This is a genomic window from Streptoverticillium reticulum (genome assembly GCF_047456005.1).
Lineage (GTDB): Bacteria > Actinomycetota > Actinomycetes > Streptomycetales > Streptomycetaceae > Streptomyces > Streptomyces reticulum.
On record NZ_CP179755.1, the window covers coordinates 2,241,616 to 2,254,013 of the forward strand.

Below are 12,398 nucleotides of genomic sequence, written 5' to 3' on the forward strand. Positions count from 1 at the left end.
CCGGGGCTTTGGGTCTGGGTCTGCGACGTAGGTGCCGGCTCAGGCCGGCTTCCGCGCCTCGACGAGTACCCGGCACGAGTGGGCCACGAACGGCCCCTCGGCCGTGATGCGCTCGTGGAGCTCGCGCAGCCGGTCGCGGTAGGCATCGACCGTGAAACCGGGCACGGTCCAGATCACCTTCCGCAGGAAGTAGATCACCGCGCCGACGTCGAAGAACTCCATCCGCAGCCGCTCCATGCGCACATTCGCCATCTCCAGGCCGACCGCCCGGGCCGCGGCCGTCTCGGCGTCCGGATGCCGCTTGCCGCGCGCCACGGGCTGTGACCCGAGGAAGTACTCCACCAGCTCGAACACGGAACCCGGACCGACGTGCTGGGCGAAATAGGTGCCGCCCGGCCGCAGCACCCGGGCGATCTCGCTCCACCACACGCTCGCCGGATGGCGGCTGACCACCAGGTCGAACGCCTCGTCGGCGAACGGCAGCGGCGGCTCGTCGGGGTCGGCGACGACCACGGCACCCAGCGGGTGCAGCAGCCCGGTCGCCTTGGCGAGGTTCGGCGGCCACGACTCCGTGGCCGCCATGACGGGCGGGAACGGCCCCGCCCCCGCCAGCACCTCGCCGCCGCCGGTCTGGACGTCCAGCGCCGCGGACGCCTCCGCCAGCCGCCCGGCCAGCAGCCGCTGGTACCCCCACGAGGGCCGCTCCTCGGTGGCCCGGCCGTCCAGCCAGGAGAAGTCCCAGCCCTCCACGGAGACGGACTCGGCTTCGGCGACGAGATCTTCGAAGGTGCGTGACATGGGGGTATCATCACCTGTACGAGTGGCTGCTGCAGCGAACCGGCACAGGGCAGGCGTTCGACGCTGTAGATCCATCACGAATCCGTCGGTGATTCCATCCGTGGGCAGCTCGAACCCGTGGTGCGCAAGCTGGGCTGCATCTCGGGGTCAGGAGACCTGGATCTTCCCGGCACCACGAATTGGTACGTCCCGGACGTCGCGGTCGTCCCGCAAGAGCTGACGAAGGGCGCCGGGGCCCTGCTCCCCGATCAGACCCTCCTCATCGTCGAAGTGACATCCGACTCGAACGGCGACACCGACCGGATCGTCAAGCGTCGCCGCTATGCGGAATTCGGCGCATCTTTCTACCTCTTGGTGGACCGTCAGGGCCGTACATGCACTCTGTTCAGCGAGCCAGGAGAAATCGGCTACCAGCAGGCGGACGGGCCACACTCCTTCGGCAAGCCGCTGCACGTCCCCGAGCCGTTCGAACTCGGGCTGGACACATCCGAGTTCTGACGTCATCGGCTCGGCGCGCCGCAGCCCGGCGCGCCCGTCCGAGGCCCCGCCGACCACGCAACACGCAACACACCTACGTCCGCGACAGCCCCGCCCGCACGAGGTCGATCACCTCGTCGTCCGTCATCCCCAACGCCCGTGCATCCGCGACCAGATGCCCCACGCCCTCGACGAGCCGGGCGCGGCCCCGCGACGCCTCGTCGCCGCCGTTCGTCACCACCGCTCCACGGCCGCGCCGGAGTTCGATGAGGCCCTCCGTGCGCAGACGCTGGTAACCGCGCAGCACGGTATGGATGTTGACGCCCAGGGAGTCGGCCAGCGTGCGGGCGGCGGGGAGGCGGTCGCCGGGGCGGACGGAGCCGCCGGCGATGGCGCCTCTTATCGCTGCGGCGATCTGGTCGCCGAGCGGCACGGTGGATCCGTGGTCCAGCCGGATCAGCACGTCAGCCCCTGCGATCCGTGGGGGCCGCATGGCCGCGACCGCGCTCCACGAGCCCGTTGAGGAGTGCGGCCGCCCTGGCCGCGTCGTCCGTCGTCACCACGAACTCGCTGCCGTGCGCCCGCCGCACCACCAGCGCCTCGCCGGAGCGCAGGACGATTCCGCTGCGCCCCCTCCTGACGCGGTAGCCCCAACCGCCCATGTCGCGCAGGGCGTCGACGTCCTGGGCGGTCGCCTCGGCGATGTGCTCCAGGGGGATGCGCAGCCGCGGCCAGGGCAGCCAGAGCATGGCGACGGTCAGTCCGTGCCGGTCGACGGTGGTCCGCATGCCCGAGAACAGGGCGAGGGTCAGGCCTGCTACGAGCAGGACGATGCCGGGGGCCGCGCCCGTCAGCGGGATGAGCGTCGAGCCCAGCGCGAGCACTGTCAGCCCGGCGATGCCGAAACCGCGCGACACCTGGGTGTGCGTCCAGAACGCGGTCTCACCCGGGCGGAGGGCAAGGCCGGGAGGGTGCCCCGCGCCCTTCCGTGCGCCCGCCCCCGGTTCGGCGCGGTACCAGCCGCGCGTCACCAGCAGGCCGACGCCCCCGGTGGCGGCGGCCACACCCAGGGCCGCCAGGAGCTGCCAGGGGGCCAGCCGGACCTGACGGGCCGACTCCGCCCCGGCGTTGCCCAGGACGACCTGGACGAGGACGAAGGAGAGCAGGCCGACGGTCGCCCAGGCGATCACCACCAGCGGTCGCGGAGTGTCCGTCACATAGCCGAGGGCGACGAAGAGGACGGCCAGGCCGAGCAGCAGCCCCAGGCCCTGGAGCTGGAAGGTCCCCGGGGAGGTGAAGCCGTCGGCGCGGCCCGAGCCGACGAAGTGGGTGGCTATGGGGTCGGGCAGGCGCGTTCTGCTGGTCTGGAAGACCGTCAGGAAGACGGCACAGGCGAGGAGCCAGGGAGCCCCGGCGAGCAGCGGCCGGAGACGGCTGCGGCCACGGCTGCCCGAGGGTTTTGCGGTCACGTTCATGACACCTCCAAGTTGTTCGCATAGTAATAGAAAAACCTGGGAAGGCTGTAGGGGGCGAAGAAATCTCATATCTGAGATACCGTCTGTCTCATGACAGACGCCTACCTCGCCCGCATCGGCAAGCTCATCCGTGACGCACGTCAGCACCGGGGCTGGACCCAGACGCAGCTCGCCGACGCACTGGGGACCAGCCAGAGCGCGGTCAACCGCATTGAGCGGGGAAATCAGAACATCAGTCTTGATATGATCGCCCGCATCGGTGAGGCCCTCGACAGCGAGATCGTCTCCCTCGGCTACGCGGGGCCGATGCATCTGAGGGTCGTCGGCGGACGGCGCCTCTCGGGCGCCATCGACGTCAAGACCAGCAAGAACGCATGCGTTGCGCTGCTGTGCGCCACCCTGCTCAACGCCGGCCGCACCACGCTCCGCCGCGTCGCGCGGATCGAGGAGGTCTACCGGATCCTGGAGGTGCTGAGCAGCATCGGCGTCCGGCACCGCTGGATCAACGACGGCAACGACCTCGAGATCGTTCCCCCGGCCGAACTCGACCTGGCCTCGATGGACACCGAGGCGGCGCGCCGCACCCGCAGCGTCATCATGTTCCTCGGTCCGCTGCTGCACCGCATGGACCACTTCAAGATCCCGTACGCCGGCGGCTGCGACCTCGGCACCCGTACGGTCCAGCCCCACATGACGGCGCTGCGCCACTTCGGCCTGGAGGTCACGGCCACCGACGGCACGTACCACGCCCAGGTCGACCGCTCGGTCTCGCCGACCCGCGCCATCGTGCTGACCGAGCGCGGCGACACCGTCACCGAGAACGCGCTGCTCGCCGCCGCCCGGCACGACGGCGTGACCGTCATCCGCAACGCCAGCTCCAACTACATGGTCCAGGACCTCTGTTTCTTCCTGGAGGAGCTGGGCGTACGGGTCGAGGGCGTCGGCACCACCACCCTCACCGTCCACGGCGTGGCCCACATCGACCGCGACGTGGACTACGCGCCCTCCGAGGACCCGGTCGAGGCCATGAGCCTGCTCGCCGCCGCCGTGATCACGGAGTCGGAGCTGACGATCCGCCGGGTGCCGGTCGAGTTCATGGAGATCGAGCTCGCCGTCCTGGAGGAGATGGGCCTCGACCACGAACGCGGCCCGGAGTACGCGGCGGACAACGGCCGCACCCGGCTCGTCGACCTGACCGTGCGCCCGTCCAAGCTCAGCGCCCCGCTGGACAAGGTGCACCCGATGCCGTTCCCCGGCCTCAACATCGACAACGTGCCGTTCTTCGCGGCCATCGCCGCCTTCGCCCAGGGCCAGACCCTCATCCACGACTGGGTCTACGACAACCGCGCCATCTACCTCACCGACCTCAACCGCCTCGGCGCCCACGTCAAGCTCCTCGACCCCCACCGCGTCCTGGTCGAGGGCCCGACGCGCTGGCGCTCCGCGGAGATGATGTGCCCGCCGGCCCTGCGGCCCGCCGTGGTGGTGCTGCTGGCGATGATGGCGGCGGAGGGGACGTCGGTGCTGCGCAACGTCTATGTGATCAACCGGGGTTACGAGGACCTGGCGGAGCGGCTCAACTCGATCGGGGCGCAGATCGAGATCTTCCGGGACATCTAGTCCTGAGAGTGCTTGTCGAGGAAGGCCTCGACCGTCCTGTCGAGTGCGGCGGCGTGGCGGAACGGAATGCCGTGGTGCGAGAGTCCGGGCAGGACGACGGTCTCCACGTGCGGCAGACGGCGCCGCGCCGCCGCCTCGACGCGCCGGACGTCGTGCGCCCGGCTGTCCCCCGCGAGCAGCACCAGCGTCGGTGCGGTCAGCTCACCGAGCTGCCGGGCGGCCGGGCGCCTGCCGGTGACGATCTTCCGGCGCGGGAACTCGGCGGCGAGACCGTGGAGTTCGCACCACGCAGGGTCGATGTCGGCGCCACCGGTCTCCCAGTCCAGGAAGGCCCGGGCCCGTCGGGCGGTGGGCCGGGCGAGCAGCGGCAGGGCACGGAGCAGGTACCCGGCGCGGAATCCGGCGAAGCACTGGGTGGGGTCCAGCAGGACGAGCCTGCGGACCCGTTGCCGCGCGTGCAGCGCGTAGGTGAGGGCGATCCACCCGCCGTAGGAGTGTCCGCACAGGTCGACCCGGTCCAGGCCGAGGCCTGGGCCGAGGCCTGGGCCGAGGCCTGGGCCGAGGCCGTCGAGCACGCCGTCCAGCCAGTCGAGGAGGTCGTCGACGGAGCGGACCGGGCGCTCCCCCGGCACGCTGCGGCCGGCCTCGCCGATCCGGTCGACCGCGTAGACACGCCGAGTGCGGCTCAGCTCGGCCGCGTTGGCGAACCACACGGCCGAGGTGGCGTTGCCGCCGTGCAGCAGCACCAGCGGCGGCCCGTCGGCGGGGCCGCACGCGACGACCCTCGTGGTGCCGTAGGCCGACGTCAGGTCGATGCGCTCGACGGGGACGGGCCAGCTGCCGAGGACGGCGTCGTAGGCCGCCGTGAAGGGTGTTGTCGCAGATTCCGTCACCGGGCCAGTATCCCTGGGCCTGCAGGTGGTGCACCGACTGCGCGCACTCCCCGTCGAACTCGACCTGCTGGACGCCAATTTCGACGGCGCGGGCGCACCGCGCAGACGTCATGACACCGGCGCCGCCGCACGCTGCGTCCCGTCGATCGTCGCGCGCAGCACCGCACGCGCCTCGTCGAGTTCCGCGGCCCGGGCGTCGAGGTCGGCCAGCCGGGAGTGGAGGGCGTCCAGCACGCCCGGACACGGGCGCACGGCCTCTCCCGCGGAGGCCGTGCAGGGCAGCACGGCACGGATGGTGCGGACGGGCAGCCCGGCGGCGAGGAGGGCGCGGATCCGTCGCACGGTCTCGACGTGGGGCTCGCTGTACCAGCGGTAACCGTTGGGGAGGCGGTCGGGTGTGAGCAGTCCACCGCGCTCGTAGTGGCGCAGCAGCCGTTCGCTGGTGCCGGTGCGTTCGGCCAGTTCCCCGATGAGCACGTGCTGTCCCCCCTGACTTGACCTTGCCACCGTGGCAAGGTGCGACGTTGGTCTCCTGGCCACCGACGGTTCAGACCGTTCAAACCGCTCAGGAGACCCGATGATTATCGACGCACACAGCCACGTCCACGACCCGGTGGCGGACCACATCGCACTGCTGGACGAAGCCGGTGTGGACCGCGCGGTGCTGTTCCCCACCCGCCCGCACCCGGAGCGGGCGACCGATCTGGCCGGGCTGCGCCGGGAGATGGCGGTGCTGCACCGCGCACTCGCAGGCTCCGAGAACGGGGACGACGGCTTCGCCCGCGCCTGGCAGGAGCTGGACGCGGCACTGGCCGCGCACCCGGACCGCTTCATCGGCTTCGGCTCGGTGCGGCTGGACGGCACACCGGAGGGGATCGCCGAGGCGGTGGCACGGGACGTGGTCGGCCGGGGCCTGCACGGCATCGGCGAACTGACCCCGCCGCCGGGCGGCGCGGCCGCCGTCGAACCGGTGCTGCAGGCGGCCCACGACCACGGCGGCCTCCCGGTCGTCGTCCACGGCTCCGCCCCCACGACGGAGCCCGACCTCCACACGCTGGCCCGCCTCTCGGCCCGCTACCCGTCGGTCCCGCTGGTCGTCAGCCAGGTCGGCGGCCAGCACTGGATGACGGCGATCGAACTCGTACGGGACACGCCGAACATGTACCTGGAGCTGTCGACGGCGAACATCGTCTTCGCTCTGCGGCTGGCGATCCGTGAGATCCCGGAACAGACGCTGTTCGGGTCGGATGCACCGTACGGGGATCCGGTGCTGGCGTGCGCGATGGTGGAGCGGGTGACGCCGAGCGGCGAGGTGCGGGAGCGGGTGCTGGGGGGCAACGCGGCTCAGTTGCTGGGGTTGTGACGACGGTGATCGGCGGCATCCAGGGCCGCGCGCAGATCGTCGGCGGAGGTGAGGGTGTTCCACCGTTCCCCGGCCTGGTCGGGGAGGACCCAGACGCGGTCGCCGAGATATCGGCCCGGGGGCGGGGCGAAGATTTCGGCGCCCCTGGGGTGGACAGCGACGCCGGTAACTGCCGCAAGGCGCTTGCCTGTACCGAGCGGCAGCAGCCACCAGATCACGCGTTCCGCGCCGCCCATCAGGTAGGGGCCGATGTGAGCCCCGCCGGCCTTGAGCCGACTGACAGCGGCCGTGCCCAGGGTGAAGTCCGTGCGCACCAGTTCCCACCGGCAGCCGATCTGGAGCGGGGCCGTCCGGCCCGACTTCCAGAGGCGGACGGCAGTGCGGGGGTCCATGGCTGCCTGGGAAAGCCAACGGGTGGTGGAGGTACGCACGTTGCTCCTTCAGATCGTCGGTGGGGCGGATCCGAAGGAGACGGTAGGGCGGCGCAGACGACGGCAGAGGCACAGTTTGTGCCCCCCCTACGCAGCCCCCAACACCCCCAGCTTCACCGCCAGCCGGGCCGCCCGCTGCCGTCGGTGCGGGCTCCTCGACTCCGACTCACCGAGGACGATCGTCCGGGCGTAGCCGTTGTAACGGATGGTCTCCGGCGCCGCCTCGTAGGCCTTGTCGAGTGTCGCGAGCGCGGCCTCGTGCTGTCCGTCCAGTTGGTACCCGCGCGCCTCCTCGATGCGGTGGCGTGCCCGGCGGGGGCGGGACGGAATCGCGAGCGCGTCCGCTGCAGCCGCCTGGCGTACGGACTCGCCGCCTGCGTGGAGTTCGACGGCGACGGTGACGGCGTGCGCGCCCATCACAGCGCGGGAGAACGACGTGACCGGGTGGTAGTAGTCCACGGGCAGACGGTCCGCCATGGCGCGGGCGCTGTCCCAGTGGTACCAGGCCGTTCCGCTGTCGCCCCGCCGCGCCGCGGTGTACCCCGCTTCGAAGCGGAGTGCTCCGGTGACCGCGAGAACGTCGTCCGGTGCGTCGGGCAGCAGGGGTTCCAGAAATGCCAGCGTCTCCGACGTGACGGCATCGGCGGCATCGAAGTGTGCGGGGCCGGAGTCGCGGTGCGCCTGCGCCGCGAGCCAGGCCGCAACGCCGATGGCGTGCGGGTCCTCGGACTCCTGGGCCGCGAGCATCGACCGTTCGGCCACGCGCCAGAGGAGCGCGGCGTCGGGCTGGTAGGCCAGGAAGAACTGGCTCAGGCTGTAGACCTCCGAGAGGACGGACTGCGCTGCCCGCCTCTCCACCGCCCGGTCCGCCTGTCGCGCGGCGAGCTGGGCATCGCGGATCAGGCCGGGCAGCAGGGCCCCGACCACCTCACGGTGGTTCGGCGACGAGTGACGGGCCTGCCACGCACCGGCAAGACGCATCCGCAGTTCCGCCGTCGTCGGCGCCTCTCCTCTTGCCGTGCACGGGAACGCGTTCACAGCGTCCCGTACCGCCGGCAGCCGCGCATGACCGGGGCCGATGAAGAGGTCGACGCGGGTGCTCTGGTCCCCCGTGAGTTCGGAGAGCTCCCGCACGCGCAGGACTTCGGCGATCTGCAGGATGACGTCGAGCTTCGGCGTCTTGAGCCGCCCGCACTCGACGGCCTTCACCCACGAGGGCGACCGGCCGAGCAGCCCGGCCAGGACCGTACGCGTCATTCCTCGGCGTGTACGCAGCAGTTGCAGTCGCTGACCGAAGGCCAACGGGTCGGTGTACGGCTCGTTCCCGGCATCGGATGGCATAGCCAGCCCCTCTCCGAACAGCTCGTCACTGCAAGAGTAGAGGCATACATCACCTGAGCCCCGCCTCACCGATCGGAGAACCGGCCGCATGAGCAGAACCCGCGTGCTGTACATCATCATCTGTGCCGCCGGCCCGGCCCGGGACGCCGTGCGTCTGGTGCGAGCCGCGAAGGAACAGGACTGGGACGTGTGCGTCATCGCCACCCCTGCCGCTGTCGACGGTCAGTTCATCGACGCGCAGGAGCTTGAGAGCCTCAGCGGGCGCCCTGTGTACAGCACTTGGCGCCGTTCCGGCGAGGAGAAGCGCATTCCTCCCGCCGACGCCGTCATCGTGGCGCCGATGACGATGAACACCGCCAACAAGTGGGCGGCCGGCATCGCGGACACGTACGCCCTCGGCGCCCTCACCGAGACCGTCGGGCTCGGGCTTCCCGTGGTGGCCCTGCCCTGCTGGTCGACGGCGCTGGATGTGCACCCTGCGACGCGCCGCGCGGTGGAGGTGCTGCGCAGCACCGGAGTTCGTGTGCTCTACGGCGAAGGGCAGTGGATGCCGCACGCCCCCGGCGCGGGGAGCGAATGGCTGGACTCCTACCCGTGGGAGCTCGCACTGGAAGCAGCAAGCACCTGAACCCTGTGTCCGAAACCTTTCGGTCACATTGCAGCCCCCAGCCTGCTGAAAACGGAACCGGTCCCCGCTCCGCGAGCCCGGGCGCGTGAACTGTGCGACCCCCAACACCCTTGTTGCAAATGGTGATTGCCGTGCACACCAACTGAGCCTGTCCGATTCACCCCGGCCGGGGTCGACGCGCCGCGCGGGGTCTCCCTAGCTTGCTGGTGGCCGGATCGCGTCGCGAGGGTCCGGCAACGGAAGTGCACGGCAGTCACCTCAAGGGGGACCATGCGTAAGGTGAATGCACGACGGTACGCCGTCGCCACGGCGGCACTCGGCCTCGCGGCCGGGCTGTTCACGGCGGCGCCGGCGTCCGCAGCGACAGCAGCGCCCTCCGCCCAGGGCTCGTCCGGGGACGTGGAGTTCTCCGTCTTCGACAACGGATCCGGAATTCCGAGAAACGGCTCGTTCCGGCTCGCCGATCTCCGTCAGCACGGAGTTCCGGAATCCGCGGTGAAGCAGCTCGGCGCCGGAAAGGCGCCCCGCACGGCCGGGGCCGATGCGGAGAGTCACACGATGAGCGGCCCCGACGACCTGGTCGGGCAGTGGAAGGACCGTGACGGCTGGACCGTCTACATGCGGCGGGGCTACTACGACCCTGCCAGGGACAGGGGCTTCGGGTTCACGAAAATAGAGCAGAAGCACAACCTCACCATGAAGGCCGTCCAAGCCACCACGCAGTACCCGCGTCCGGGCGCCGCCGGGAAGCAGCAGATGAACGGGCGTCCGAACACCTACAACTACTTCACCGACGTGCTGCACGTGAAGTGCAGCGGATGGTGGATCTTCAGGACCTGCCGCGTCGACAAGGTCCAGGCCGTCCGGGCGGGAGTAGACTTCGGCGCCCAAATCCCGATGCTGCCCAAGGGCGTCATCACCGCCTACTGCGAAGGCGTGCAAGGGCGTTGTCCCGACTGGGTCAAGAACGCCATCAACATCTGATCCGAGTTGCCGGGAAAGGACCTTGCGATGAGCCGACGTCCCGTCCGGCCGGCCCGTACCCTGCCGGCCGCGGAGTGGTGGGCGCCGCTGCTCGTCGACCTGGGTGCCGTGCAGTGCGGGAGCACCGACCTCGGACTCTGCGTCCGTGACGTCGACCTCGCCTCCGGCCGGGCACGGGTGACCGTGCAATGGCCCGGCGTCCCCGGCGGCATCGAGCTCCTCCTGTCCGATCCCGAGGCCGGCCGCGACGCGCTCCTGCGGGAGATCGCCGCGGCCGGCCCCGCTCGGCTCCCCGCCGACGAGTTCCCTCCGCTCACCGGCCACGCCTGGCTCCTCGACGAGCTCGGGCGGCGCAGCGATGCCTGGTACGCGTACCTCGCCGAACCAGTCGACCTGCTCCGGGTCGTCACCGACGGACACCGCACCACGGATGTCGCCGTCGGGCGTACCGGTCGCGGTGACGTGGTGACGATCCATGTCCCTCTGGCCGGGCTGGGGGACGACGGCATGGACGTCGGCCTCGCCTACACCATCGTCGAGCGCGCCGTGAGCGCCGCAGCGCACGAGCTCCGGCCGGCCGGCACCGTGCAGGGCCGGCCCGCCTTCGTCACGCACCTCCCCGGCGAGGGTTAGCGCCCGAAGGGGCGCGGGGAACTGCGCGACCAGCCACCGACGGCCCGCAGTCGACCCACCACCCGAAGGTGCGGGGCGAAGCCCTGGGCAGCACGGCATCTGCGGGCGCGTCATGGCTGGTCGCGCAGTTCCCCGCGCCCCTGACGGGGCGCTGCGGTGCCGCGTGACGAAGATCCGCCGGACACGGCCCAAGGCACCACCGCCACCCCGTCCAACTCCACCACCGCCGCCTCGTCCCACAGCCGGGTCACCCCGACGACCGCCATCGCCGGGTAGTCGCGGCCCGCCAAGCGGCCCCAGACGGCGCCCAATTGGCGGGCGCACGCGCGGTAGTCCGCGACGTCCGTCGCGTAGACCGTCACGCGCGCCAGGTCGCGCGGCTCTCCGCCCGCCGCCCGCAGGGCCGCCAGCAGGTTCGTCAGGGCCTGCTCGAACTGTTCCGGCAGGCCGCCCGGCACCAGCCGGCCCTCCCCGTCCAGTGCCGTCTGTCCTGCGAGGAAGACCAGCCGGCCGCCTGCAGCGGTCACCGCGTGGGTGAAGCCGACGGGCGGCGGCAGGCCTTCCGGGTTCAGGCGGTGCAGGTGCGGTGTCATCGGTACAGCTCCCTCGCGATGATCGTGCGCTGGACCTCCGTCGCGCCCTCGTAGATGCGCGGGGCCCGTACCTCGCGATAGAGGTGTTCCAGGAGGTGGCCATGGCGGAGGGCGCGGGCACCGTGGAGCTGGACGGCGGAGTCGACGACGTACTGGGCGGTCTCGGTGGCGAAGAGCTTCGCCATCGCCGAGCGGCGGGCGATGCCGGGTTCCCCGGCGTCGTGGGCCGCTGCCGCCGCGTAGACCAGCAGGGCCGCGGCCTCGGTGCGGGTCGCCATCTCGGCGAGGCGGTGGGAGACGGACTGGAGGTCCTTCAACGGGCCGCCGAAGGCCCGGCGTTCCGCGGCGTGCGCGATCGTCGCGTCCAGCGCGGCGCGGGCCATGCCGACCGCGAACGCGCCGACGCTCGGGCGGAAGAGGTCGAGGGTCGCCATGGCCACCCGGTAGCCCTCCCCCACCTCGCCGATCACGTCGTCCGGTGCCACCGGCACCGCGTCGAAGGCGAGGGTGCCGATGGGGTGCGGGCTGAGCATGTCGAGCGGTGTGCCGTGCAGGCCCGGGCGGTCGGCGGGGACGAGGAAGGCCGTGATGCCGGAGCGGCGGCCCTTCCGCGTCCCGCCCGCCTCCCCCGTCCGCGCGAAGACCGTGTACACGTCCGCGTCCGGGGCGTTGGAGATCCAGCACTTCTCGCCCGTCAGCCGCCAGCCGCCACCGGCCGCCGGAACCGCCCGCAGTTCCAGTGCGGCCGCGTCCGAGCCCGCGCCCGGCTCGCTCAGTGCGAAGGCCGCGACCGTGCGGCCGGCCGCCACCTCCGGGAGCCAGCGGGAGCGCTGTCGCGCGGTGCCGTGGCGGGCGACCGGGTACGCGCCCAGGCCCTGCAGGGCGAGGGCCGTCTCCGCCTCCGTGCACTCCCGTGCCAGGGACTCCCGCAGGAGGCAGAGGTCCATGGCCCGGACGGGGGTGCCGTCCGGAGGGAACACCCGGCTCAGCAGGCCGAGTTCACCCAGGGCCGCCACCAGGGGCCTGTTGACGCGTCCCGGCTCGCTCTTCGGCGTCAGCGGGCGCAGCCGTTCCGCAGCCAGCGCACGCAGCTCGGCGCACCACGCCTGTTGCTCCCGGTCCAGTGCGAACGGCATCGCCATCGATCGTTCCCCCTCACCCT

General features: G+C 71.6%; 13 protein-coding genes and 2 pseudogenes. 6 read left to right on the plus strand and 9 right to left on the minus strand.

The annotated features are described in order from the left end of the window. Window positions 1-39: 39 nt before the first annotated feature. Window positions 40-798 carry a class I SAM-dependent methyltransferase gene (locus tag ACMATS_RS10075; RefSeq protein WP_414167728.1) on the minus strand — a complete coding sequence of 253 codons (759 nt, stop codon included), beginning with the start codon at window positions 796-798 and terminating at the stop codon, window positions 40-42. 75 nt (window positions 799-873) lie between these two features. On the opposite strand from ACMATS_RS10075, the pseudogene ACMATS_RS10080 reads away from it, so the two are divergent. After that, window positions 874-1,296: pseudogene (locus ACMATS_RS10080) on the plus strand (Uma2 family endonuclease); the annotation flags it as partial. A gap of 73 nt (window positions 1,297-1,369) precedes the next feature. On the opposite strand, the gene ACMATS_RS10085 reads toward ACMATS_RS10080, so the two are convergent. Together ACMATS_RS10085 and ACMATS_RS10090 are read right to left on the minus strand one after the other, a co-directional pair. Continuing rightward, a complete protein-coding gene (locus ACMATS_RS10085) occupies window positions 1,370-1,738 on the minus strand; it encodes a GntR family transcriptional regulator (protein WP_390778304.1) in 369 nt (122 codons plus the stop codon). Window position 1,739: 1 nt separating this feature from the next. Then, window positions 1,740-2,750: a hypothetical protein gene (locus tag ACMATS_RS10090; protein WP_414167729.1), complete on the minus strand. Its 1,011-nt coding sequence runs from the start codon at window positions 2,748-2,750 to the stop codon at window positions 1,740-1,742. A gap of 90 nt (window positions 2,751-2,840) precedes the next feature. Between ACMATS_RS10090 and ACMATS_RS10095 the strand changes: the two genes are divergently transcribed. After that, the gene (locus tag ACMATS_RS10095) at window positions 2,841-4,370 is read left to right on the plus strand and encodes a helix-turn-helix domain-containing protein (protein ID WP_336416879.1); all 1,530 of its coding nucleotides are present in this window, start codon (window positions 2,841-2,843) and stop codon (window positions 4,368-4,370) included. Here ACMATS_RS10095 and ACMATS_RS10100 read toward each other — a convergent pair. Next, window positions 4,367-5,263, minus strand: a complete 897-nt coding sequence (locus tag ACMATS_RS10100) for an alpha/beta fold hydrolase (protein ID WP_414167730.1) — start codon at window positions 5,261-5,263, stop codon at window positions 4,367-4,369. The genes ACMATS_RS10095 and ACMATS_RS10100 overlap by 4 nt on opposite strands. A gap of 108 nt (window positions 5,264-5,371) precedes the next feature. After that, entirely contained in the window at window positions 5,372-5,740 is a 369-nt protein-coding gene (locus tag ACMATS_RS10105) for a MerR family transcriptional regulator (protein WP_414167731.1), read from the minus strand. Window positions 5,741-5,840: 100 nt separating this feature from the next. Between ACMATS_RS10105 and ACMATS_RS10110 the strand changes: the two genes are divergently transcribed. Next, window positions 5,841-6,626 carry an amidohydrolase family protein gene (locus ACMATS_RS10110; RefSeq protein WP_414167732.1) on the plus strand — a complete coding sequence of 262 codons (786 nt, stop codon included), beginning with the start codon at window positions 5,841-5,843 and terminating at the stop codon, window positions 6,624-6,626. Here ACMATS_RS10110 and ACMATS_RS10115 read toward each other — a convergent pair. Together ACMATS_RS10115 and ACMATS_RS10120 are read right to left on the minus strand one after the other, a co-directional pair. Beyond that, window positions 6,608-7,057, minus strand: a complete 450-nt coding sequence (locus tag ACMATS_RS10115) for a hypothetical protein (protein WP_414167733.1) — start codon at window positions 7,055-7,057, stop codon at window positions 6,608-6,610. The genes ACMATS_RS10110 and ACMATS_RS10115 overlap by 19 nt on opposite strands. A gap of 87 nt (window positions 7,058-7,144) precedes the next feature. Next, the gene (locus ACMATS_RS10120; protein WP_414167734.1) at window positions 7,145-8,398 is read right to left on the minus strand and encodes a helix-turn-helix domain-containing protein; all 1,254 of its coding nucleotides are present in this window, start codon (window positions 8,396-8,398) and stop codon (window positions 7,145-7,147) included. Window positions 8,399-8,486: 88 nt separating this feature from the next. On the opposite strand from ACMATS_RS10120, the gene ACMATS_RS10125 reads away from it, so the two are divergent. The 3 genes from ACMATS_RS10125 to ACMATS_RS10135 all read left to right on the plus strand — a co-directional run bounded on the left by ACMATS_RS10125 (window position 8,487) and on the right by ACMATS_RS10135 (window position 10,643). Further along, window positions 8,487-9,026: a flavoprotein gene (locus ACMATS_RS10125; RefSeq protein ID WP_414167735.1), complete on the plus strand. Its 540-nt coding sequence runs from the start codon at window positions 8,487-8,489 to the stop codon at window positions 9,024-9,026. 279 nt (window positions 9,027-9,305) lie between these two features. Continuing rightward, window positions 9,306-10,010: a hypothetical protein gene (locus ACMATS_RS10130; RefSeq protein WP_414167736.1), complete on the plus strand. Its 705-nt coding sequence runs from the start codon at window positions 9,306-9,308 to the stop codon at window positions 10,008-10,010. Between the two features lie 27 nt (window positions 10,011-10,037). Continuing rightward, the gene (locus ACMATS_RS10135; protein WP_414167737.1) at window positions 10,038-10,643 is read left to right on the plus strand and encodes a hypothetical protein; all 606 of its coding nucleotides are present in this window, start codon (window positions 10,038-10,040) and stop codon (window positions 10,641-10,643) included. 191 nt (window positions 10,644-10,834) lie between these two features. Here the strand turns inward: ACMATS_RS10135 and ACMATS_RS10140 are convergent. Together ACMATS_RS10140 and ACMATS_RS10145 are read right to left on the minus strand one after the other, a co-directional pair. Next, window positions 10,835-11,236, minus strand: a pseudogene (locus tag ACMATS_RS10140) (RidA family protein); the annotation flags it as partial. Further along, window positions 11,233-12,372, minus strand: a complete 1,140-nt coding sequence (locus ACMATS_RS10145; protein WP_414170689.1) for an acyl-CoA dehydrogenase family protein — start codon at window positions 12,370-12,372, stop codon at window positions 11,233-11,235. The pseudogene ACMATS_RS10140 and the gene ACMATS_RS10145, both read right to left, overlap by 4 nt. Between the last annotated feature and the right edge of the window lie 26 nt (window positions 12,373-12,398).

What these genes read in the sequence shown, in the direction of transcription:
- ACMATS_RS10095 (WP_336416879.1), top strand. Translation starts at nt 2,841, where the DNA reads ATGACAGACGCCTACCTCGCCCGCATCGGCAAGCTCATCCGTGACGCA.
- ACMATS_RS10145 (WP_414170689.1), bottom strand. Translation starts at nt 12,372, where the DNA reads ATGCCGTTCGCACTGGACCGGGAGCAACAGGCGTGGTGCGCCGAGCTG.
- ACMATS_RS10090 (WP_414167729.1), bottom strand. Translation starts at nt 2,750, where the DNA reads ATGAACGTGACCGCAAAACCCTCGGGCAGCCGTGGCCGCAGCCGTCTC.
- ACMATS_RS10135 (WP_414167737.1), top strand. Translation starts at nt 10,038, where the DNA reads ATGAGCCGACGTCCCGTCCGGCCGGCCCGTACCCTGCCGGCCGCGGAG.
- ACMATS_RS10120 (WP_414167734.1), bottom strand. Translation starts at nt 8,398, where the DNA reads ATGCCATCCGATGCCGGGAACGAGCCGTACACCGACCCGTTGGCCTTC.
- ACMATS_RS10075 (WP_414167728.1), bottom strand. Translation starts at nt 798, where the DNA reads ATGTCACGCACCTTCGAAGATCTCGTCGCCGAAGCCGAGTCCGTCTCC.
- ACMATS_RS10125 (WP_414167735.1), top strand. Translation starts at nt 8,487, where the DNA reads ATGAGCAGAACCCGCGTGCTGTACATCATCATCTGTGCCGCCGGCCCG.
- ACMATS_RS10110 (WP_414167732.1), top strand. Translation starts at nt 5,841, where the DNA reads ATGATTATCGACGCACACAGCCACGTCCACGACCCGGTGGCGGACCAC.